The sequence below is a fragment of the Burkholderia territorii genome, assembly GCF_902833055.1.
Taxonomy (GTDB): Bacteria; Pseudomonadota; Gammaproteobacteria; order Burkholderiales; family Burkholderiaceae; genus Burkholderia; species Burkholderia territorii.
On the sequence record NZ_CADFEJ010000022.1, the window covers coordinates 1 to 20,675 of the forward strand.

A 20,675-nucleotide genomic window follows, 5' to 3' on the forward strand; every position below is an offset into this window, starting at 1 on the left:
TCGGCGCGGGCAGCAACGACGGCGGCCGCTCGAACGTGGTCGCGGTCGGCTCGGCGGAATCGGCGCGGCAGGTCGTGAACGTCGCGGCGGGCACGCAGGGCACCGACGCGGTGAACGTGAACCAGTTAAATGCGAGTGTGGGTAGCGCACTCTCCCAAGCGAACAGTTACACGGACGGGCAGGTCGCGAGTCTGCGCAACAGCCTCGACAGCTATCGCCGCGACGCGGACGGAGGCACCGCGACGGCGATGGCCGTGGCCGGTCTGCCGCAGCCGTCCGGCCCCGGCAAGAGCATGGTCGCGATCGCTGGAAGCGTGTACCGCGGTCAGTCGGGGCAGGCGCTCGGTATCTCGACCATTTCCGAGAACAACCACTGGATCTACAAGGCGGCCGTGTCGACCAACACGCGCGGCACGTACGGCGCCGTGGTCGGCGCCGGCTACCAGTGGTAAGCGTGCGGGCGATTCGATGCGAACCATGAAACGGAACAACAAGCGAACCATGAAAACTCAAAAGACTGTGCTGCTCGCCGCATGCGTCGCGACGGCGGTCGTCATGACGGGATGTGCGGCGCCCCACACGCCGCCCCGGTTTCCTGATGCGGCGTCCGCGTCGCCTGCGGGCGGCACGTTCGTGAACGTCGCGAACCTGCGCAATGTCAGTACGGGGCTCAACAAGGATCAGCTTTACGATCTCATCGGGCCCCCGCACTTTCACGAGTGGTTCGTGGGCAACCATGTGTGGAACTACCTGTTCGACTTCCGCCGCGGCGACAAGGTGGTGTCTTGCCAGTATCAGGTGCAGTTCGACAAGAACATGCGAGTGAGCGCGACGTACTGGCGCGATCCGCAGTGCGCGGATTTCGTACAGGACACGGCGCCCGTTGCCGCCGCCGCGCAGCCCACGCCGCTCGAACAGTTCACGATCGAAGGGGAGGCGCTGTTTCCGTTCGCGAAATCGAGCCTCGATTCGATGTTGCCGGATGGTCGCGCGGAGCTTGACGCCGCGATTGCGAAAATCCGCGCGGAAGCCCGCATGACGAACATCGATGTGATCGGCCACACCGACCGCATCGGTACGGAAGCAAGCAATCGTGCACTATCGCTGGCGCGAGCGGAGACCGTGAAACGCTATCTGGTGGCGCATGGAATCGATGCCGCGCGCATCCGGGCTGACGGTGTCGGATCGTCGCAACCTGTGTCACGGTGTCCGCCCGGAGAATCGGCCGCCGTCATCGCGTGCCTGCAGAAAGACCGGCGGGTGGCCATCACCGTGTACGGCGAGCGCTGAGTTTGCGTACCCCGGAGCGCGGTGTGCCGTCCGTGATACGTTGCGTCGCCGACGGCTCTCCGACGCTTCGGGGCACGAACCATGCGCGCCGTGCCTTTCCGTTGCGCGGCGTGTTTGACCGGACCACAATCGTTGGCCCGCTCCACACGGCCCTTCGCGTAGCTGGCGTCTGCAAAAGAGCGTCGATATGGAGGTCGTACAGCGCTTGGCCAAACTGCATGATGCGTTAGTCTGCAGTCTCCGAGCGCTTCTTGACGTAAAGAGCGCTGGCCTTGCCGCTCTAGAACGCCCCAGGCTTGCCGCGCCCAGCCAGATACTTCGACAGCGACTCAAAATCGCTGAACGTCGTTTTGTTCGCCGTGAAGTGCAGCATCGTCAGCGTGATCCGCTCCGTCGCAGCCATCGCATCCGCCGGCTCCGGACAACCGGCGACCGGTCAGCTTACGCGGCCCGATAAGCGGACGTTTCAAGTCCGGTCGGACCGCGGTTTCCTTGCCATTAGCCCGGGCCGTCGCTGGCGGCCGCGAGAAGCGGCACGACCAGGTCGCTTATCGGCGTCGGAATTCCGTGAGAACGTCCGTAGCGTTGCACGACGCCGTTTCGGGTGTCCCATTCGAGCGGAAGGTTGCTTTGCCGATCAGCCAGAATGGAGGTACCTAAATCGGGCGGAAAGCCATGCAATCCATCGATGATTTCCTGCGGAACTTCATCGCCCAGCTTCGCGCCTTCCGCCCGCGCGACCTCGAGACATTCCCGCAGGTACGCGAGCGACAGTTCGGTGATGTCGCTTCGCGAGTACATGCCGGCGCGACGGCCGGTCAGCACCATGAGCCCCGCCACCGCGTTCTGCAAGAGCTTTCTCCAGGCGAGCGAGATGAAATCCTCCGCAACCTCGGGCGAGCAGCGCGTGCCATGCAAGGCGGAGACCACCACGTTGCTCGCCGGCGTGTCGGGCAGGGTGAGCCGAGGCTTGCCTCGCAGCCACACCGATGCATCTGCTTCGCGTTGCGCCGGAAACCAGACGACCGATGGCACGACCGTGGCACCGGCCACAAACTGTGCGAACGAAGCCTTTTGTTCGACGCCGTTTTGCAGCACGCACACGACGGTATGCGCGTCGCATAGCGCGGCGATCCAGGGTGCCGCGCTCGGCGTCTGCGTCGACTTCACCGCGACGAACACGAGATCGACCTTTTCCTTGACCGCTTGCGGATCGGTCAGGACCGGCCCGGGCACGACGATTTCGCCGCCGTCGAAGCGCAACTTCAGCTGCGCGTGCGCCGAGCGGCCGCAAATCACCGGCGTGCGGCCGGCTTCATGAAGGGCTGCGGCGATGGTCGTGCCGATTGCGCCCGGACCGACGAGGGCGATGGACGGGTAGTCAGATTTCGTCATGGCGTTCGTCCTGTGCGTGTCGTTGCGCATCCTGGCCGGAATCGGCGGCAGCACAATGGTCGGCGACAGCGGAAGATACATTACCGCGATGCTGCACGCAGCGGTAGTCCTTTGAGTGAGCGGCACCGTCCGGACCATTCGGATGCGCGCGGCGAGCCAGTCGCACGGGAATTCGCCAGCCGCCCCGCCCATGAAAGCGAGCGCAAGGGCCGCCCCCGTTAGTCGAGCCGATCCAGCGCCCAATCGTCCTTTCGTGCTCAGCTGCCATGGACTGTTCGCATTCGCCAATGACATCGAGGACGGCCGGCTCATCTCCCCCGAAATCGGCTGCAATCCGTTCGAGCATATCGGCAATCGAAGCCGTTTTCTTTTCGTACATGGTCAAGTTCTGCCGCTAAAGGTATTCAGCAGAATCGGTTCGCACATACGGCACGCTTTCGACGCGCAATATCGTTGCGCCGAGAGCCGAATTCCCGGGAAAGCCGTCCGCCCCTGATCGATTTGCGAGGCTTGTTTTTGCCAACGATGTGGTACAGTACCGCACGGTCGTTCGGCTCTCGAAAAGGGGCCATCCGGTCTGAGATTTCGCCCGATGAGATCCTTAGAAAAATACATCCTGATTCGAGACATCTCTCTTGCCGCCGCACGTCGTGTGCTGTACTTTTTCGTGCCAGCGATTCAAGCGCCGAGTCCCGTTTTCCCGATGCCGAGGGAAGTCGTCAATACACGCCAATAGAGCTTTTCATCCGCTGTCCGAGCGCGTTTCCATGCACGCTGCGTGAATGAGTGAATGCGTAAGCCGGCCGCGAAACGATTAAGTCTCGTTGTTCGAATTCACCGATTTTGCCGATTCGCATACGGATGAGGTTTGTGCGCCGGTATTTTCAGGATGCACTTGATTGCCCGAGCGACTCTGCAAAACGAATTGTCTTTCCACACCCGTCAGCCTATGTCCACGACGACCGTTTCCGGCCCGAACTCGCACGGTGCCGCCAGCGTAGACCACAGGATGCTCTCGCTGGCCGCGTTCGGCGGCACGCTCGAGATTTACGATTTCATCGTGTTCGTATTCTTCTCGACGACGCTGGCCAAAGTCTTCTTTCCGCCGGAAATGCCGGACTGGCTGCGCCTGTTGCAGAGCGTGGCGATATTCGCGACCGGTTATCTCGCGCGTCCGCTCGGCGGTATCGCCATGGCGCATTTCGCCGATCGAAACGGCAGAAAGCGCACATTCAGCTTGACCATTTTTCTGATGGCGATTCCCTGCCTGCTGATGGGCATCATGCCGACCTATGCCCAGGTCGGCTTCGTCGCGCCATTGTTGCTGCTGGTGCTGCGCGTATGCCAAGGCGCGGCCGTCGGCGGCGAAGTACCGAGTTCATGGACCTTCGTCGCGGAGCACACGCCCATGAGCCGGCGCGGTTACGCGCTGGGTTTTCTTCAGGCGGGCCTGACGGTCGGTTACCTGCTCGGCGCGCTCACCGCGACCTTGCTCGCGCGCGTGTTCACGCCCGAGCAGATGCTGGCCTACGGCTGGCGCGTGCCTTTCGTGTTGGGCGGAATCTGCGGCGTGGCCGGTGTCTGGGTGCGTCGTCGTCTGAGCGAGACGCCGCGCTTTCTTGCGTTGCAGGCGCGCGAGCAAAGCGCGGCTCGCTTCCCGCTGCGTGAGGCACTGCGCGGACAGCGCGGCGCGTTGATGCCGGCCATGCTGTTGACGGTGCTGCTGACCTCGGCGGTCGTAGTGCTGGTGGTCGTGACGCCCACCGTCATGCAGACGCGATTCAACCATTCGGCGCAGCAGACGTTCATGCTCAGCAGCATCGGCATTGTGTTTCTGAATGTGGGCTGCGTGCTCGCGGGGCAAGTCGTCGACCGGATCGGCGCGTGGAAGGCGGTAGCGCTCTATAGCGTGCTGTTGCCGATCGGCACCGCGGCGCTCTACGCGACGCTGATCCGCGGTGAAAATGGTGGCGTCCAGCTTGCGCTCGCTTATGCGGCCGCTGGCCTGCTTTCGGGAGTCGTGGGCGCGGTGCCTTCGGTGATCGTCTCGCTGTTTTCGACCGATATTCTCGTCTCCGGCATTTCATTTTCGTACAACATCACCTATGCGATCTGGGCAAGCGTGTCGCCGCTCGCGCTTATCGCGGCGACGCGTTTCACGCCATGGGCTTGCGTGGCATTCAGCCTGCTCGCGGGCCTACTGGGCGTCTTGGCCACTGCGCTTTACGGACGCAAGACGTGGTTTGGCGCAATGTGGACAAGCCGCGACGTCATCCGCACACATTCCCGCAGCGGCTCCGTTACCTAGTGGAACGTGCGTGCGTCGGCACGCAGCAGGATGGCTTGCCATGCCAATCGCCAAAGAAACCAAATTCGCCTATCAGGCGGTCTACCGCTACGTCCTCGATCTGATGGAAAAGGGCGCGCTGGGAAGCAATCTGAAACTTCCGTCGCTGCGCGAACTGGCGGGGCAGCTCGACGTTTCAGTGCCCACTATCCAGTACGCGTACGGATTGCTGGAGCGCGAGGGCAAAATCGTTTCGGTGCCGAAATCCGGTTACTTCTGCGTCGCGGCGCCGCAGCCGGAACCCTGGCGCGGCGTCGATCTGCTCGACTCGGTGTATGTGAACGCGCGCAAACCGGGCATGCTCGCCTTATCTAGCGATGCGCCACCGCTATTGCTGTCGCTCGATGCGCCCTTGCTCACCGCCGAGCGCGAGCTCGTGCGGCAGTATCCCCGAGCGGGTCCTCCCTCCTATCAGCCCTTCGGTGAAGAACCGCTGCGACAGGCGCTGTCGGCGCATCTTGGCGCATCGAACGGCCGTGCATGGTCGATGGACGATTTTTACATTGCGCCGGATCCACGCAGCGCCCTCGATACGACGCTGACGGGGTTGCGGCTGGGTAACTCGGTCGCGCTGGTGGAATCCCCGTGTTCGTGGGCCGTGCTGCGCCTGTTACGCATGCACGCGATTCGCGTGATCGAAATGCCTCTGGACGGGCATGGCGATATCGACGTCTCGTCGATCGCGGCGCTGATCGAGCGTGAGCAAGTTCGCCTCGCGCTCTTCTCCTCTGGCGTCAGCATGCCGGGGGGGCGCAGCGTGTCGCCGGACGGCAAGCGCGCGCTGGCGGCGCTGTTCGCACAGCGCGGCATCTGGCTGTTCGAAAACGATCGCTACGGCGGGCTGCATTTCGGCGATACGCCGCCGCGCTTTCGCGATTTCGCCGATCCTGCGCGGCTGGTGGTGTATTCCGGTTTCGACAAGATCGTCGGCGCCGAGGCGCCATACGGCTACGTACTGGCCCGCGACCCGACCCACGCCATTGCCGAAGCGTTTCTCGCCCGTTCGTTTCGCGTGCCGCCCATCCGCCAGCGTGCATTGGCACGCCTGTATGCGTCCGATCGCGTCAGGCAGCACACGCTCGCGTTGCGCCGCTTGTTGCACGAACGCATGACCCAGATGAGCGAGATCGTCCGTCACGCCGGGGACGACGTGTTCGCGTTCACTCCGCCGGAGGGCGGTGCGACGTTGTGGCTCGAAGCGCGCGACACGCGCACTTGCATGCGCACGGTGTTCGAGACGCTGCTTGCGCAACGCATCGTCATCGCACCGGGCGAGGTCTTCAGCCTCGAAGGCCGCTATCGGCATTGCGTGCGCCTGAGTTTCACGCTCGACTGGAGCCGGGACATCGCGGGCGCCGTGTGTGCGCTCGCGACGGCAGTGCGCGGCCACGCTAGCCGGGCAACATGTCGGACTTCACCGTCAAGCCATGGCGCAGCACGGCCTGCGTCAGTTCGCGCGAGCCGCTGACCACGACCGTGCCGGTCGGCGTATCGCGCTGGAACTGACGAAGCACCTCCGACAACGCCGCGCTGCGCGCTTCGGGCGGGGCGTCGGGGCGGATCGATCGATAGCGGAAATCCAGGCGCTCTGTGTAACGGCGTAACGCGTCTGCGTTGGCGTGCTCGTAGTCCGCGTCGGCGGACCAAAGCAATGCCGCGGTTGACGCGTGAGCGTCGATACATAGCTGGTCGAGCAGGCTTTTCGCTTGCGCGAAACCGGAGTGGCCCGCGACGAACAGCACCGGCCCGCGCGTGCCGCTCAGCGTGCATGCGCCGAAGGGCATCTCCACGGCAATCGGCAGCCCATCGCGATGACGCTGCGCGAGCAGGGGGGCAGTCATGCTGCCGGCCTGGGCTTCGATATGCAACTCGATGGTGTCGCTGCCTGGCGCCGAGGCGATCGAAAAGCACGCGGCCCGCCCGTCCTCGCCGCGCACTTTCAGATATTGCCCGGCTGCAAACGCAGGCCATGCCGCGCCGACGGGTTGCAAGCGCGCGCGCCGAATGTGCGGGCCCAGCGCCTCCCACGCGCGGACGATGAACTCATACCTGGCGTGCATGGGCCGAGTCCACTCCGAAGCAATGCTTCAGTTCGGGGAAAGCGCCGCCGCGCACGTCGGCAGCGAAGGCGGCGGCGGCTTGGCTGATCAGCGCTGCAGCATCGGCATACTGCTTTGCGAAGCGTGGCGGATGGTCGCCGCTCAAGCGCAGGATATCTTCGGTGACGAGCACCTGGCCGTCGCACGATGGCGACGCGCCAATGCCGATTGTCGGCACCGGTTCGCGTTCCGTGATGGCACGCGCGAGCGGTTCGGCCAGCCCTTCGAGCAGGAGACTGAAGGCGCCCGCTTCGACGTGCGCGCGCGCATCCGCGCCGATGCGTTCGGCGGCAGCAGGCGACATGCCCTGGGCCTTGAAGCCGCCCATGGTGTGCACATACTGCGGCATCAGCCCTACGTGCGCCATCACGGGAATGCCGCGCTCGACGAGAAAGCGTACGGTCGGCGCGAGGGCGCTACCCCCTTCGAGCTTGACCGCATCGGCCCCCGATTGCGCGATCAACTGGGCGCAGTGCCGGTACGCCAGTTCCGGCGATTCCTGGTAGGTGCCGAACGGCATGTCCACGACGATACAGGCGTGGCGGGTCGAATCGACCACGGCGCGCGCGTGCGCGATCATCTGCTGCAAGGTGAGGTCGAGTGTGGTGGGCCGTCCGTACGCGACCATTGCGGTCGAATCGCCGACGATGATCAGGTCGACGTGTTCGTCGATCAATTCGGCGATCGGTTTGGAGTAAGCCGTAAGCGAGACGATTTTTCGCTCGTTCTTGCAGGCCGCGATGGCGGGGACTGTGATGCGCTGGCGGATTTGATGAGTGCTCATTGGCGACATTCAAAGGTTAAGAATGCTGAGGACGCGAGCGGTTTTCCCACGTGCGGATGGTCTGATAATCGCGTTCGATCTGTTCCGGATCGTCGTGAACCAGAAACAGCGCGCCCGGCGATGAGTTGAGATCGACGGTGCGTCGCAGCAAGGCGCCGTCGGCGAGTCGCAGGCGGATGCTCTCGAACGACGCAAGCGGCGCGAGCAGGGCGCGCACGGCGTCGTGAGAGAACACGCCGCCGCTTTCCGGCGCGATCAGGTTGACGCAGCGCGCGTGCGTCTTGCGGCGGTAGGTCGTGGGGTAACGCGCGAGTTGCGGTGGCGCGAGATGGCATGCGACGGTCAGTTCGATCTGGTCGGCGCCGGTCGCGCGGCGTAGCGCCGCAGGATTCGCGAGCCCTGAAATGCACGCGCCGGTTTCGAGCAGGCGCGGGCCGTTCGGCGTAAGAATGAGCTCAGTGTGTGCCGGGCCGTGCGCGATGCCGAGCGCGTCCAGTGCGCGACTGACGTACTGGACGAGCTGTGCAATTTCCGCCTGATCGGGATCGACCAGATCCTCGCAGTCGTAAATCTTGCGGCCACCCTCAAGCTCGATCTTGCGGCTGTGCCAGATGTCCGTGATGCGGTGCAGACCGCCATGGCTGACGCTGTTGACGACGTATTCTTCGCCCTCCAGATAGTCTTGTGCGAGCACGGCATCGTTCTCGCACATCATCAGATTGGTTTTGCCCTTGATCGCATGAAACGCGGTGGCGATCTGCTCGGCGTCGTCGCACAGATACACGTGGTCGGACCCGGCGCTGTCGAGCGGCTTGACCACGATGCGTCTGCCGCCGTTTGCCGCGTGCCAGGCGAGCAGCGTGTCCAGGTCGGCAGCACGCAGCTGCCCGGCTGCCGGCACGTTCGCGGCGGCCAGTGCTTCGCCCATCAAGAACTTGTTGCGGCGTGCGCCGGACAGCTGCGTCGTGTTCCCGGGCAGCCCCAGGCGTTCCGCCAGCGCATCCGCGAGTTCGACACCGAATTCGCTCGCCGCGACCACGGCGCACGGTTGCCAGGCGGCTACGCGGTGCGCGAGTGTGTCGACGCCGCGCTCGTCGAGCGTGTCGCTGGCTTCGAAAATGTCGTTCGGAACCGAGGCGCGGAACACCTCGGGCATAGCCGACCGGGAGCGTACGTGCACGCAGCGCGCCTGTGTCCGGAAGGTACGGGCGAGCAACGCGCCGGTCGAATAGGCGTCGACGAGAACGACGGGGCCGGCGCTCGGGGCGGTCAGTGAAAGCGGCGGCGCCGCCGCATCAGGCAAGGTGAGGGTAGTCATAGCGGTTCGAGATGTAGCTGAGCATCGTCAGCAGTTCGTCCGAGGTCACGGCGTGCGCGTGTCCCGCCTGCGCGATCAGAGGTTGCGGCAAGGGCATGCGGCCTGTCGTGCACCAGCGCAACGCGCCGCGCTCGTCCAGCCGCGTCGTCGTGCGTCCGGCGTTATCGGCATGCAGGCAAAACGGAATATCGAGCACACCGCCGCGAAACGCGGCCACGAGCGCGGCGCCCACATCGGCGTCCAGCGACAGCGTCGTTTCGATCAGCGTGCGCGCTTCGTCGAGGATTTCGGCGTAGTAGTCTTCCGGGTCGTGCGCGGCGTCTGCGCCTGCCGTGGACTCGGCCTCCTGTGCCGCGGCACTTTCGGCCGCCAGTTGCAAGGCGTCCAGGTTGTCCTCGACGGTGGGAATTTGATGCGCTTCGGCGACGGTTTTCACGATCAGCCGCTCGCAGCCCGTTGCCTTCGCGAGCCGGGCGCTGTCGGCGATCAAGCGGCGCGCGCCGTCGGGCGTGCGCGGAAACACGCCCATGTAGCTGTAGACGACCACGTGCCAGTCGAAGCCGCCAAGGTACTGTGCGGCAAACTCGCGCAGGACGCGCAGTGCGGCCCGGTCCTGCCCCGGCAGGGTTCCCTGCGCGTAGCTCAGCGACACGCTGCGGATTCCATGCTGGATAAAGAACAACGCTTCGAGGATCGATATCGAGATCAGCAACGACGGCGGACACAACTGACCGAGCAGACAGCCGCCAAAGCTTTCCAGGTGCGGCGCCTGTGTTTCGCCCGCAAGAATCCGGCAGCTCTCCTCCCATGCACGCACTGCCTGGGCGAGCGGCGTGCGTCCATACGGCATGCAGTACGACACCGGACCGCCTTCGCTCGCATCGAGGCCGAGCGCGGCAATGCGCCGGAACACCTCCTGCGGCCGAGCGGTGCCGTGACGTATCTGGATAGGGAATTGCGGGCCGTACAAGGGCGCCAGCATCTCGCGGATCTCGCTTTGCGGATGCGAGACGATCGGGAAGCCATTGAGCGTGCGTCCGGCGGCAAGGCTTTCCAGCGAACTGGCGTAGTCGCCCACGCGTGTATAGCTGTCGAGCGTAATTGTGCCGATTGCGCGGCACGGCAGCGCGGCGACGCGCTCGAGGCCGCCGCGCATGGCGGCGATCGAGCCGAATCCCATGCGCGGTTGCACGACCAGTTCGCCGCGACGTCGCGCTTCGCCGACAAAGGACTGGAAATAACCGGCCATCTAGCGCCCGGAAACGAGTTCGCAGACCGCTTCGCCCGTGTCGGGATCGACGGTGTCGATACGCCGCTTGTGGGGATCGTTCTCGCGAACCTTGGCGATCAGCGAAACGTCGACCGAGAAATCCACGCGGGAATTGCGGTACAGGCTGCGCAGCGCCGCGAGCGGCAGGCCGCTGGTCTGTTCCAGCCAGGCACCGGGCGACGTATCGGCGCAATCCGCATCGGCTCCGTCCTGTGCGGCTTCGCTGCCGAGCAGCGCATGCAGATCGGCAGCGCGGTTGCGCATCGACGGTGCGCAGCGCTCCAGATAGCGCTCGAGCTGCGCGCCACGATCCACGAAGGGTGCAAACTGCATGCAGACCAGTTGAGTCTCGCCCAGGTCGAATGCCTCTTCGGCAAAGCGGTTCGCCAGCGCGCGCCGCGCATCGATGGCGGCCGGCGTTGCGTAGGGCGCGAGTGCGTGCTCGATGAGCCGCTCCGGCATTTCCTTGCGGCGCATCAGATGCTCGGCCAGGCCGAGATATTCCCGGATGCCGTCGTGATAGTCGCGTTGCTGGACGAATTGCGCCTTCAGACCGCGAAAATGCGCCATCAGCATGGGGTTGGCGCAGTCGGACTCGGTGAAGCTGAATGCCAGTTCGTCGAACCGGAAACCGAGAAATTCGGTGAGCAGTTCCCAATGTTCGTCGACGCGGTAGCTCACCAGGTCGTAGATCGAGATGAACGCAGGATCGGCCAATGCGTCGCCGGAGGCGATGCGGCGCCGGGCCTTGTCGGCTTCGAATCCCGGGCCGTAAAGCTCCTCGTAATACGCCTGGCCGACACCGTCGAGCGCGGCGAGCAGGCCGCGAAAGCCTTGTCGGCGGCAGGTCTCGATATCGAGTCCCACGCGTTCTGCGAGCCTCATGATCCAGGTGAAATAGTGCTTCTGCTCCTTGCGTGAATCGCCCGTCACGACTGCCGACACGCCCCCGCCCCACCACGCGGCGCGGCCGTAGAAGTCGGCCACGGCGAGGTTGCAGCTATTGCAGAAGGTCGGGCGGCCATCACCTGCGGTTCGGTGACCATTCATCAGCATGTCGAAGCGATTCATCGCGCGCACGGATGCGGGAAAAGGCACGTCGCGACAGAACTCGCGCACCATGTCGTGATCTACCACCAGCAGCTCGACGCGAGGGTCGTCGTATAAAGCAAGCGCTTGGTACACGCGGTCGATATTTGCCATCACCGCATAGGGCACGCCCGCGTGACGCATGTTGGCCACACGCAGCGTGAAGCTTGCGCCGTGTTCGGCGAGTAGATGAAGTTGAACCGCGCGCAGGAATGCGACCGTATACGAACTGTCCTTGCCGCCGCCGCAGGCGACCATCAGTTTGTAAGCGGCGAGCGCGCCGGGACCGCCCGCATGCTCGACGATGCGCGCGCCCAGGCGCACGATGCCTTCCTGCTCCAGCGGGGAAAAGTAGCCTTGCAGGCGTGCCATTAACGCCGTCTGCGAGGAGGTGCGAGCATGTTCGATGGTCATAGTGCTACGGCGTCGAATTCGAAGGTATCGATGACCGCGCGGATATCGGCTTCGATATCGGCTTCGGCGCGGCCTGTGAAAATAAAGCGTCCACTGTGGAGCGCGTCGTAACTGCCACCGGGCTCCAGCACGTCGCCGGCGGCGGGGATCAGCTCGCGCCAGATGGACGACACGCGCGAGCGCATGGGCGACGCGTGCAGGACCCGGCAAGGCAGCGCGCGCGGCTTCGGAATCACGAGCCAGCCGCCACTCGGATCGCCTCGTTTCACGGGCGCTTCGATCGGCGTGCCGCCGAGCCCTCGGAGCCAGTGTTCATACAGATTCACCCCAAAGACCTTGTTGATCAAATGCGGCACTTCGCTGCCGCCGACCCGCGCGCCGACTTCGAGAAACACCAGTTCGCCGTCCGGGCGCACGAAAAGTTCGAGGTGAAACGGTGTCAACGTCAGATCGAGCGCCGCGATGCAAGCCGCGCTGAAACGCTCGATGCGCTCGCGCAGCGCGGAATGCTGGACCAGCACGGACCCGAGCGGTTGACTTTCCGCGAAATCCAGACAGCTATTGATGTAACGCGATACAGCCTGGAACGGGACCGAACCTTGTGCATCCACGAAGCCATCGACGTGGTAGATGTCCCCGGCGATGAACTCTTCGATCTCGTAGCGCGAGAATGTCTGCACATCGGCGAGTTTTGCTGCAAGCGACGTGCGATCGTCGATGCGCACGACGCCGATGCTTGCCGCACCGTCCACGGGCTTGAGGATCAACGGGTAGCCAATGGCGTCGGCAAAGGCGAGCGTCGATTGCGTTCCGGTGCAGCGCGCAAAGCGCGGAACCGCTATGCCGGCTTCGGCCAGCACCTCTTTCATGCGCACCTTGTCGCGATAGCGGGCCACGTCGTCGGGCGTGTGGCCCGGGATGCCGAGCTCGGCTCTTACGCGCGCCGCGACTTCGAGCGTGAACTCGGAAAGGGCGATCAGCCGGTCCACCGGCCCGACGCGATGTGCGATGGCCGCGACCGCGTCAAGCAATTGCGCATAGTCGTTGACGTCGCCGATTTCGATTTGATGGGCGATGGCGTCGCGCGGCGCAAGCACACCCGCTGCGCCCGGTGCGTCGACGACATAGCTGATCGTGTCGCGTTGATGGTCGAAAAAAGTCTCGTACTGCGTGAGTTCGTTGTCCCAGCGCCGCGCATCGTGAAAGCGAGGCCAGCGGTTGACGATGACGATATGCATCGGGTAAGTCCGTGTCGATTAGAAGGATTGGCGGTGTTCAGGCGACAAGCGGCAACGCCGCCGAATAGCTGCGCAATGGCGCAAGTAGCGCCTTGCAACGCGCCAATGCGTCCGCCCCCGTCAGCACCGCGGAAAAGCCGGCCGCCAGCAGCGATGCGCTCGCCTCGGGGAGCGTGGCTTCGCTAGTCGTGAGCTTGCCGCCGACGAAGCAGGGCAGCGTTGGATACTGGCGACGCACGCGCTCGATCAATTGCCGCGCCTGGAAATGCCCATGCCCGTTTACGGTGCTCACGATGACGCAGCACGGCGCTTCGCGGGCGATCGTTTCCAGCAACAGGTCAGGCGGCGTGCAGCAGCCGAGATTGACAACGTCAAATCCTTGTTCCTTAAGCCAGAGTTGCATGAAAACCAGATTCCACATGTGCGAATCGGATTCGATGGTTGCGACGATGCACGGGGCCGAGCGACTCATAGGGCTTTCTCCGGAACAGCCGGCGCGGACATTGCCGCGACGGCCGGCGTGGATTCGTTGAAGCGGCGGATCGTCAACGCAAGCAGCGCGGCGCCGGGCAGCGCGAGCAGGAACGCGAAGGCCAGCATGAGCCATCGGACGTCGAAGGCGTGCGCAACACCGGCGACCAGCAATCCGCCGAGCGGATAGGACAGCAGGTTAAGCAGATAGAACGGCCCCATGACCTTGCCGAGATGCTCGGGGGCAATGGCTTTCACGCGGCGTGTTCGATTGAAGACGTTGAAACAGGCGACACCTGCCATTGCGATCAGCCACGCCGACACGTAGACTCCTGGTCCTTGCGAGAGCCCCATCGCGGCCAATCCCGCGCAGAGCAGTGCAAAGCCGCCCGCGCCGAGCCGGTCGACCGGAACGTGACGCAGCAGATGCGGAATCAGCAGCAGGTTTACGAGGCCGAGCGCGCCCGCGCCCGCATTCATCAGGCCGAACATGGTTTCCGGCGCGTGAAAGAGTCCCGTAATCACGAACGCGTTGGCAGACAGCGCCGCCGCGAAGGCGAAGTTGATCGTGAAGTTCAGCGCGGCAAGCAGGCGCACGGGGCGGTTGTGCATCAGCAGCGTGAAGCCGAGCATCAGATCGGCGCCGATCCGGCCTCGCGTCAACGGCATAGTGCGCTCGGGCGCGACGCGCGGAACGTTTCGCCAGCAAGCCGCGGCACACAGAAGCGCCGCCGATGCGAGGCCGAGCAACGCGAGCTTGCCGGTGTAGCGGGACAGCGCCGCCGCGAGGGCGGGGCCGGCGGCCAGCGAGAGCAGCTCCATGTTCTGCACTTGTGACTGCACCGGCGCCAGCTCGCCGTTGGCCGCGACGGCCGGAACCGTTTTCTCGACGGCCATGCGGCTGGGCGCGATCAGCACGGACAGCAGAACGCCGTTGGTCATCAGGATCGCAACGGCCATGTGCGGCGCTGCGCTGCAGCCAAGCCATGCCAGCGCAACGCAGGCGGCCCGCAATACGTTTGCGCCGATGAACAGACGACGCCCGCCGAAGGTATCGGCGAGCAGCCCGGCAAACGGATAGGCCAGCAGCGCAGGTATCCATTCGAGCGCGAAAGCCAGTCCCGAGAAACGCACATCCCTGGAGTCCTGATAGATCATCAGCGGGACGGCGAACAGGACCGTTTGCTCCGCGATCAGGGCGAGCAGCAGACCTGCGGCAAAGCCACGCGCAGCCGGCTTACGCATGGACTTTCGCACCGGTTGCCGCGGCGACGCCTGGCGCGGCGGATGCAATTGCCTGTTGCGCTTCGCGCGCGCGGATCAGTGGCAGGACATGCTGGCAAAAGCGCCGCATCTCGTCACGCGTCGGCCATCCGGAGAAGATGAACGACGAGACGCCGAGCGCCTTGTATTCGAGTAGATAGTCCGCCACTTCCGCATAGCTGCCTGCCACGCACAGCGCCGGGCCGCCGCGATACGCAACCGCGCCCGACCAGAGCATTGGTGAAAGCCAGTCGGCGGGCGCACCTTCGGCAAGCCGGAACGACGTCTTGACCGCCTCCGAATCGCAGCGCGCGACGAACTTTTCCACCCACGCTCGATGCTGCTCGTCGGGGTTTTCCATCATCGCGGCGATTTCGGCGATCGCTTCCTCACGGGTCGGCCGTGCGAGCACGTGCATTCGGATGCCTACCTCGCAGCCCGACTCCAGCACGCTCGCAGACGCCTTCGCAATGCCTTCCGGCGTGTCGCCATAGCGCAGCCAGCAGTCGCCGTGGCGCATCGCGGTGCGTTGTGCGATTTCCGAAGCGCCGCTCAGGTAGATATAGGGACGCTCGCCGTCCTTGAACGGCAGGCCCAGCTGGGCGTTGCGGATCGTGTAGTGCTTGCCTTCGTACGTGAGCGGCGTCTCGCCACGCCAGAAACGATGCAGGACGTCGAGAAATTCATCCGCGCGGCGGTAGCGGTCGTCGTGCTGCAGGAAATCGCCATAAAAGGCCTGCTCGTCAGGCGAAATACCGGCGACGAGATTGAGCGCGATACGCTTGTTCGACATCCAGGAGACCGTGTTGACGATCTGCGCGAACAACGTGGGCGACAGCAGGCCGGGACGGTATGCGAGGATGAACTTGACGCGTTCGGTTTCGCGTACGAGTGCGCCGATCATTGGCAGCGGGTCGGGCATGTGATAGCTGATGCCCATCAGCAGCGAATCGATGCCGAGTGCGTCGGCTTCCTGCGCAAAGTCGACGATTCCGTCGAAGTCGAGCGCGCCGGTTTGATATTGTTCGGATGCTTTTTTCTGGCCGCTGTCGAGCGGCGAACACCAGTGAATGCGCAGCGGGGCGGCCATGTCGTCTCCAGTCTGGGTGATGCGGGGGGCCCGCGCGGCCGCGCGGGCGATCGTACGTGCGCTACGTCGCGAGCGTCAGAACACGAAATCCGTCGCGACGCTGCGATCGAACAGCGACACGTCGCGAATGTGGCGTCTGCCGCACAAGAACTTGACGAAGCGCTCGATGCCCAGACCGCCGCCGGCGCTCGAGGGCAGCAACCCGGCTCGTGCTGCCGCGAGATAGTTCGCATACGGAGCGGGGTCCATGTCGAGCTCGTTCATGCGGCGCACGATCTGGTCGTGTTCGAATTCGCGCTCGGCACCGGACAGCGCTTCGCCATAGCCTTCCGGATAGATCAGGTCGTAGTTGTTGTATGCACCGCGTTGCTGCGGATTTTCGCGGTCGTAAAATTCGCGCTTGTAATTGGTGACGAAGAAGGGCGTGCTCGCTTTCTCCGACATGATCTTTTCGAAAGCGTCGCCATATTGGGCGCGCAGATCATCGGAGCGATAAATCGGGAATGGCTCGTCGAAATCCGGCAGCGTCCGGCCTAGCGCGTCGAGTTCGGCACGGCAGTGCGTTTTGACGTCGGCGATGGCATGTTTGACCATGCCTTCGACAACAGCCATGGCGTCGTGCATCGTAGCGCCGCGCACTTCGAAATCGAATTGCGAGAATTCGAGCAGATGATTAGCCGAGTCCTTGATTTCCGGTTTCTCAAGGCGAATATTGGGCGCAACGATGAAGATTTTTTCGTGCCCCCTGGCGGCCAACGCGAGCTGTTTATGGAAAATCATGCTTGCCGTCAGCTTGAGGCGGCGCTGTTCGTACTGGATTTCGGCCGGATAGACAGCGTGATTGAGCGGATCCGTGATCGGGGACATCAGCACAGGCATGAGCTGCTTGAATCCGCTGTCCAGCAGATGACCTTGCAGCGAGCGCAAGACCCGACCGCGGATCGTTGCAATCGAATCGACATTGGGTGCTTGCGACGATTGAAAATAATTTTCGATATTTTCCACGGCTGACGAATTTAATAAAATTAAGGCGTCGGATTATAGATTTTTAAATCTCAATTTCAATATACAGATGCGGAGTAAATACCTCTACAGATCCATTAATGCAGTCGATCTGTATGCGGGAGACGCCCGATTGAGCGCTTGAAACATCGAACGCATGCGTGCGTTCGGTTCGGAAATGCCAAGGGATACTCGACTGGAGGGCGTTGGCGGTGCTGCCGCCGGGTTTTGGCGGCATCGGATTTTCAAGCCGCGGTTCGAGGGGACAGCGTGCCGCGGCCCGCGAACTGTGGATTGCCAGGTTGGTGTTGCAGTCGAAGTTTCTGCCGACAATGGCCATGGATCTTGCTCATGGAGAACCAGGGGCTGTGCCGTCCGAAATGGCCGAGAGCGATATTCGTTTCAGGTCCGCAAGCATTGCGCTCGTGGAGCAAAAGGGGAGACATGCGCGAGAATTTTACTGATGCGCCTTCAAGAGCTGGCAATACCTTCGGGTGGCGCTGCCGGCGTGGGAGCCGAAGCTGGCTGCATGGTCGGCTCCCGTGCTTGCTCAACGAGCCGTTCAGCATGCCAGCAGTCAAAAACACGACATCTGTAAATAGCCAGAACACGACATTAGGATATGGCTGCTACAACAGAAATTATTGATAATTCGCCTTATGTCAAATTAAAAAAATGTCGCCGCGCCTCGATGCCCGACCAGTTCATCGTGGCAAATAACAACCAACCGCCCTTTACCCGTCGCTGCCGCGGCCGGCGCTTCACGTTGACCCAGTCTTGTCTGACCTACAACCATTGCCCAAAACTGGGGCTCGCACCCATACCACGCTGCTTATTCCGCAACACGCCCCGGAGAAAAGTAAGTCAACTCCCACCGCCATAGCGAGAGGCCCAAAACGCCGTGTTGAGCAACATCGACGGATGCTGCAACATACTCGCCCTGTGGAGCAAAACGCCCGGACACAACGGATTCCCTTCGCCAGAGGCGCACAATACCGGGTTCGACCGATATCGCTGCATGCATCCGAGCAGCGACCAGCCTCACTTCAACCCGATAACAGTCTGATATAGAAAATTGACCATGATGCGTTGGATCCGCCTCGTCCCCCTTGTCGTTGCGACGATGCTGTTGTTGCCGGGGCCTGCACGGGCAAACGTGGCCCCGCGGTTTACGGCGGAGGAAGCCGCATGGATTGCCGCACATCCGGTGGTGCGCACGTGTGTGAATTCCGAGTGGCGCCCGTTCGAATTTGTCGAGAACGGAAAAATCGCCGGTCTTGTGCCCGCGTATCTCGATGCCATTTCGAGAATTAGCGGATTACGCTTTGAATACGTCGACGGTGCGTGCTGGAACAATTCCGCCAATGCGCTGGCGTCCGGCAAGATCGACGTGTCGCCGGACTGGCCCAAAAGCGAAATCCTGGAACGGTATCGCACCGGCGTCATCTCGACTACGCCGTATTTCGTCGGCACGGTCGACGTCGTAACGACCGATCGTGAGTATCTTTTCGTCGATTTTCAGGGACTCGCCGGCAAGCGCGTCTCGATCAAGGGCGGAGGCGCCCTTGAATACGCGGTCCGTCAAAGCCAGGTGCCCGTGACGCTGCTGACCTTCCCGAACGAATACGAGGCGCTGAAGGCGGTTGCCGACGGCAACGCAGATGCCGCGCTCGGTACCGACGCCACGATCCTGCCGCTGTTGCATCGGCAATTCAAGGGAACGCTCTTCCTCTCGGGCAGTTTGTGGGATCGCCCATATGCATTGGCTCTGGCAACGCGCAGCGACAACCGCATACTCGCTTCGATTCTCGACAAATCCCTGATCGCCATTCCTGCATCGGCGACCGAAGCCATGCGCCATCGATGGCTCGAAACGGCGGACTATGGCGAACCGACCCTGGCATCGATCCTCTACTACCGTCAGCGGCAGGTGCTGGTCATCGGTGCCATTCTGATTGCATTCGCGCTGCTGGCGTACCTGTCGTGGCGTTCACGCGCGCGCGCCGTGCGCAGCGAGCGCGACAAGGCGATGTTTCTCGCGTTCATCAGCCACGAGATCCGTACGCCGATGCATACGATCCTGTCGTCGCTCGAATTGCTGCAGCGCTCATCGCTGACCGGGCAACAGGCAAACCGAGCAGACGCGGCGATCTCGGCCTCCGAAACGCTGCTGACCCTGCTCGACGACGTGCTCGAATACTCGCGCCTCGAATCGCGCAATGTCACGCTTGCGCTGAAGCCGACGGAGATCGGGCCGTGGGCCAATCAGACCGTCGAGATGGTGCGCTGGCGATCGAATGAAAAGAAGTTGAAGCTGACACTCGATCTCGCATGCTCGCCGCAACTCGAATTGCAAATCGATCCGATGCGCGTACGGCAGATCGCCCTCAATCTGCTGGTCAACGCGATCAAATTCACGGCGACCGGGACGGTCCTGTTTCGCGTCGATTACCTCCCCCGGAAATCCCGCCGCTCAGGAACGCTCGTGCTCGAAGTCCGCGACACGGGCATCGGCATCCCGCCCGATCGCCAGCGACACATCTTCGAGCCCTACCAGCGCGTCGAAAACCCGGGTAACCGCGGGGCGAGTGGAAGCGGACTGGGGCTGTCCATTTGCCGCGAACTCGTCGACCTGATGAAAGGCGCGATTACCGTCAGCAGCAACCCCGGTATCGGCACCGTCTTTACCGTCATGCTGCCCGTGCGCCCTCAGACGCCATCGCGATCGCCCGCGCACGAATCGCGCCCTGCCCTCGTCGCCACGCCCGCACCGGCGCGCGGATCGGATCACGCCACGGAAGCTGCGTCGCCGGATACGCACGGCGGCCCGATGATTCTGGTCGTCGACGATCACGAAGCCGTACAGCACGCGATCCAGCATCAGCTCGACGCGCTGGCTTGCCGGTCTACGATCGCAGGCACCGGCGAAGCTGCGCTCGAACGATTCGAACGAATGCGCTTCGACATGGTGCTGCTCGACTGCAATCTCCCCGGCATCGACGGATATACGGTCGCGCAACGGATGCGTGACATCGAGTGTCAACGGCGCGGCAAGCGCACACCGATCATCGCCATCTCGGCGGCCACGGACGACGCGCATCGGGCGCGCTGCCTCGACAGCGGCATGGACGGTGTGCTCGGCAAGCCGCTGCGGCTGGCGGTATTGCGGCAGGTGATCGAACTCTGGTGCGCGTCCTATGAGCCGGATGCGCCCGGTACGTCGCCGGCGGAAGCCAATGTACCGCGGCCGGATTTCAGCACCGTTTTCCGGCAAAGTGTCGACAGCGATCTCGAAATGCTCGCGCGTGCATTGCAGAGCCGCGACTTCGATCTGGCCCGTCACGCGGCCCATCGGATCAAGGGTGCGGCGGCAGTCGCCGGAAAAACCGTAATGTGCGATCTAGCTGCCGACATCGAACACCGGCTCCAGGAGGCGGCCGATGGCGCCGCCGTTGATGTCGACCGGCAATTTGCCGAGTTGCAGCAAATGCATCGCGCCGACGCCGTGACTCACGGCGGTGACGGCCCGAGCGATTCCACCGGGGCGACATCATGAATTGCCGTTCGTCGCACACTGTGGCGCGACGGTCGGTCACCTCGTTTCC

At 63.4% G+C, this 20,675-nt stretch carries 19 protein-coding genes; 5 read left to right on the forward strand and 14 right to left on the reverse strand.

Features of this window, described 5'->3' with window-relative positions; genetic code table 11:
• Together HW466_RS26435 and HW466_RS26440 are read left to right on the forward strand one after the other, a co-directional pair.
• A partial coding sequence (locus HW466_RS26435; RefSeq protein ID WP_176316115.1) for a YadA family autotransporter adhesin occupies positions 1 to 452 on the forward strand: 452 nt, incomplete at its 5' end.
• A gap of 16 nt (positions 453 to 468) precedes the next feature.
• Complete coding sequence (locus tag HW466_RS26440; RefSeq protein ID WP_059771453.1) at positions 469 to 1,290, forward strand: OmpA family protein; 822 nt, start codon at positions 469 to 471, stop codon at positions 1,288 to 1,290.
• Positions 1,291 to 1,570: 280 nt separating this feature from the next.
• Here HW466_RS26440 and HW466_RS32150 read toward each other — a convergent pair whose 3' ends face one another.
• The 3 genes from HW466_RS32150 to HW466_RS32335 all read right to left on the reverse strand — a co-directional run bounded on the left by HW466_RS32150 (position 1,571) and on the right by HW466_RS32335 (position 3,064).
• A complete protein-coding gene (locus HW466_RS32150) occupies positions 1,571 to 1,693 on the reverse strand; it encodes a hypothetical protein (protein WP_269113219.1) in 123 nt (40 codons plus the stop codon).
• 95 nt (positions 1,694 to 1,788) lie between these two features.
• The gene (locus tag HW466_RS26445; protein WP_151002875.1) at positions 1,789 to 2,685 is read right to left on the reverse strand and encodes an oxidoreductase; all 897 of its coding nucleotides are present in this window, start codon (positions 2,683 to 2,685) and stop codon (positions 1,789 to 1,791) included.
• Positions 2,672 to 3,064, reverse strand: coding sequence for a hypothetical protein (locus tag HW466_RS32335; protein ID WP_151002873.1), 393 nt, complete (start codon positions 3,062 to 3,064; stop codon positions 2,672 to 2,674). The genes HW466_RS26445 and HW466_RS32335 overlap by 14 nt, the downstream gene beginning before the upstream one ends.
• 570 nt (positions 3,065 to 3,634) lie before the next feature.
• Here HW466_RS32335 and HW466_RS26455 point away from each other — a divergent pair.
• Together HW466_RS26455 and HW466_RS26460 are read left to right on the forward strand one after the other, a co-directional pair.
• On the forward strand, positions 3,635 to 4,993 hold the full coding sequence (locus HW466_RS26455; RefSeq protein WP_151002872.1) for an MFS transporter: 1,359 nt from the start codon (positions 3,635 to 3,637) through the stop codon (positions 4,991 to 4,993).
• A gap of 40 nt (positions 4,994 to 5,033) precedes the next feature.
• A complete protein-coding gene (locus HW466_RS26460; RefSeq protein ID WP_203385193.1) occupies positions 5,034 to 6,500 on the forward strand; it encodes an aminotransferase-like domain-containing protein in 1,467 nt (488 codons plus the stop codon).
• Here the strand turns inward: HW466_RS26460 and HW466_RS26465 are convergent.
• From HW466_RS26465 to HW466_RS26515, 11 genes are all read right to left on the reverse strand, one after another.
• Positions 6,424 to 7,092, reverse strand: coding sequence for a ferredoxin reductase domain-containing protein (locus HW466_RS26465; RefSeq protein WP_151002870.1), 669 nt, complete (start codon positions 7,090 to 7,092; stop codon positions 6,424 to 6,426). The two genes, HW466_RS26460 and HW466_RS26465, sit on opposite strands and share 77 nt — an antisense overlap.
• Positions 7,076 to 7,915 (reverse strand): 3-methyl-2-oxobutanoate hydroxymethyltransferase, encoded by an 840-nt coding sequence (gene panB, locus HW466_RS26470; RefSeq protein ID WP_151002868.1) that lies wholly within the window; start codon positions 7,913 to 7,915, stop codon positions 7,076 to 7,078. The genes HW466_RS26465 and panB overlap by 17 nt, the downstream gene beginning before the upstream one ends.
• A 16-nt stretch (positions 7,916 to 7,931) precedes the next feature.
• Entirely contained in the window at positions 7,932 to 9,233 is a 1,302-nt protein-coding gene (locus HW466_RS26475; protein WP_151002866.1) for an ATP-grasp domain-containing protein, read from the reverse strand.
• Positions 9,211 to 10,482: a methylaspartate mutase gene (locus tag HW466_RS26480; protein ID WP_151002864.1), complete on the reverse strand. Its 1,272-nt coding sequence runs from the start codon at positions 10,480 to 10,482 to the stop codon at positions 9,211 to 9,213. Before HW466_RS26480 ends, HW466_RS26475 begins: the two co-directional genes overlap by 23 nt.
• Positions 10,483 to 12,006, reverse strand: a complete 1,524-nt coding sequence (locus HW466_RS26485; RefSeq protein WP_151002862.1) for a hypothetical protein — start codon at positions 12,004 to 12,006, stop codon at positions 10,483 to 10,485.
• Entirely contained in the window at positions 12,003 to 13,244 is a 1,242-nt protein-coding gene (locus HW466_RS26490) for an ATP-grasp domain-containing protein (RefSeq protein ID WP_151002860.1), read from the reverse strand. Before HW466_RS26490 ends, HW466_RS26485 begins: the two co-directional genes overlap by 4 nt.
• Positions 13,245 to 13,281: 37 nt before the next feature.
• Positions 13,282 to 13,716, reverse strand: coding sequence for a cobalamin B12-binding domain-containing protein (locus HW466_RS26495; protein WP_151002858.1), 435 nt, complete (start codon positions 13,714 to 13,716; stop codon positions 13,282 to 13,284).
• Positions 13,713 to 14,960: an MFS transporter gene (locus HW466_RS26500; RefSeq protein ID WP_151002856.1), complete on the reverse strand. Its 1,248-nt coding sequence runs from the start codon at positions 14,958 to 14,960 to the stop codon at positions 13,713 to 13,715. Before HW466_RS26500 ends, HW466_RS26495 begins: the two co-directional genes overlap by 4 nt.
• A complete protein-coding gene (locus tag HW466_RS26505) occupies positions 14,953 to 16,068 on the reverse strand; it encodes an LLM class flavin-dependent oxidoreductase (RefSeq protein ID WP_060346932.1) in 1,116 nt (371 codons plus the stop codon). Before HW466_RS26505 ends, HW466_RS26500 begins: the two co-directional genes overlap by 8 nt.
• A 75-nt stretch (positions 16,069 to 16,143) precedes the next feature.
• Positions 16,144 to 17,073 carry an asparagine synthetase A gene (locus tag HW466_RS26510; protein ID WP_151002854.1) on the reverse strand — a complete coding sequence of 310 codons (930 nt, stop codon included), beginning with the start codon at positions 17,071 to 17,073 and terminating at the stop codon, positions 16,144 to 16,146.
• Between the two features lie 43 nt (positions 17,074 to 17,116).
• Positions 17,117 to 17,410, reverse strand: a complete 294-nt coding sequence (locus tag HW466_RS26515) for a hypothetical protein (RefSeq protein ID WP_151002852.1) — start codon at positions 17,408 to 17,410, stop codon at positions 17,117 to 17,119.
• Positions 17,411 to 18,151: 741 nt separating this feature from the next.
• On the opposite strand from HW466_RS26515, the gene HW466_RS26520 reads away from it, so the two are divergent.
• On the forward strand, positions 18,152 to 20,626 hold the full coding sequence (locus HW466_RS26520; protein WP_203385192.1) for an ATP-binding protein: 2,475 nt from the start codon (positions 18,152 to 18,154) through the stop codon (positions 20,624 to 20,626).
• The last annotated feature ends 49 nt before the right edge of the window (positions 20,627 to 20,675 follow it).

Excerpts from the sequence above, each read along its gene's own strand:
- HW466_RS26440 (WP_059771453.1), top strand. The coding sequence starts at position 469 with ATGCGAACCATGAAACGGAACAACAAGCGAACCATGAAAACTCAAAAG.
- HW466_RS32150 (WP_269113219.1), bottom strand. The coding sequence starts at position 1,693 with ATGGCTGCGACGGAGCGGATCACGCTGACGATGCTGCACTTCACGGCG.
- HW466_RS26445 (WP_151002875.1), bottom strand. The coding sequence starts at position 2,685 with ATGACGAAATCTGACTACCCGTCCATCGCCCTCGTCGGTCCGGGCGCA.
- HW466_RS32335 (WP_151002873.1), bottom strand. The coding sequence starts at position 3,064 with ATGTACGAAAAGAAAACGGCTTCGATTGCCGATATGCTCGAACGGATT.
- HW466_RS26455 (WP_151002872.1), top strand. The coding sequence starts at position 3,635 with ATGTCCACGACGACCGTTTCCGGCCCGAACTCGCACGGTGCCGCCAGC.
- HW466_RS26460 (WP_203385193.1), top strand. The coding sequence starts at position 5,034 with ATGCCAATCGCCAAAGAAACCAAATTCGCCTATCAGGCGGTCTACCGC.
- HW466_RS26465 (WP_151002870.1), bottom strand. The coding sequence starts at position 7,092 with ATGCACGCCAGGTATGAGTTCATCGTCCGCGCGTGGGAGGCGCTGGGC.
- panB (WP_151002868.1), bottom strand. The coding sequence starts at position 7,915 with ATGAGCACTCATCAAATCCGCCAGCGCATCACAGTCCCCGCCATCGCG.
- HW466_RS26475 (WP_151002866.1), bottom strand. The coding sequence starts at position 9,233 with ATGACTACCCTCACCTTGCCTGATGCGGCGGCGCCGCCGCTTTCACTG.
- HW466_RS26480 (WP_151002864.1), bottom strand. The coding sequence starts at position 10,482 with ATGGCCGGTTATTTCCAGTCCTTTGTCGGCGAAGCGCGACGTCGCGGC.
- HW466_RS26485 (WP_151002862.1), bottom strand. The coding sequence starts at position 12,006 with ATGACCATCGAACATGCTCGCACCTCCTCGCAGACGGCGTTAATGGCA.
- HW466_RS26490 (WP_151002860.1), bottom strand. The coding sequence starts at position 13,244 with ATGCATATCGTCATCGTCAACCGCTGGCCTCGCTTTCACGATGCGCGG.
- HW466_RS26495 (WP_151002858.1), bottom strand. The coding sequence starts at position 13,716 with ATGAGTCGCTCGGCCCCGTGCATCGTCGCAACCATCGAATCCGATTCG.
- HW466_RS26500 (WP_151002856.1), bottom strand. The coding sequence starts at position 14,960 with ATGCGTAAGCCGGCTGCGCGTGGCTTTGCCGCAGGTCTGCTGCTCGCC.
- HW466_RS26505 (WP_060346932.1), bottom strand. The coding sequence starts at position 16,068 with ATGGCCGCCCCGCTGCGCATTCACTGGTGTTCGCCGCTCGACAGCGGC.
- HW466_RS26515 (WP_151002852.1), bottom strand. The coding sequence starts at position 17,410 with ATGGCCATTGTCGGCAGAAACTTCGACTGCAACACCAACCTGGCAATC.
- HW466_RS26520 (WP_203385192.1), top strand. The coding sequence starts at position 18,152 with ATGATGCGTTGGATCCGCCTCGTCCCCCTTGTCGTTGCGACGATGCTG.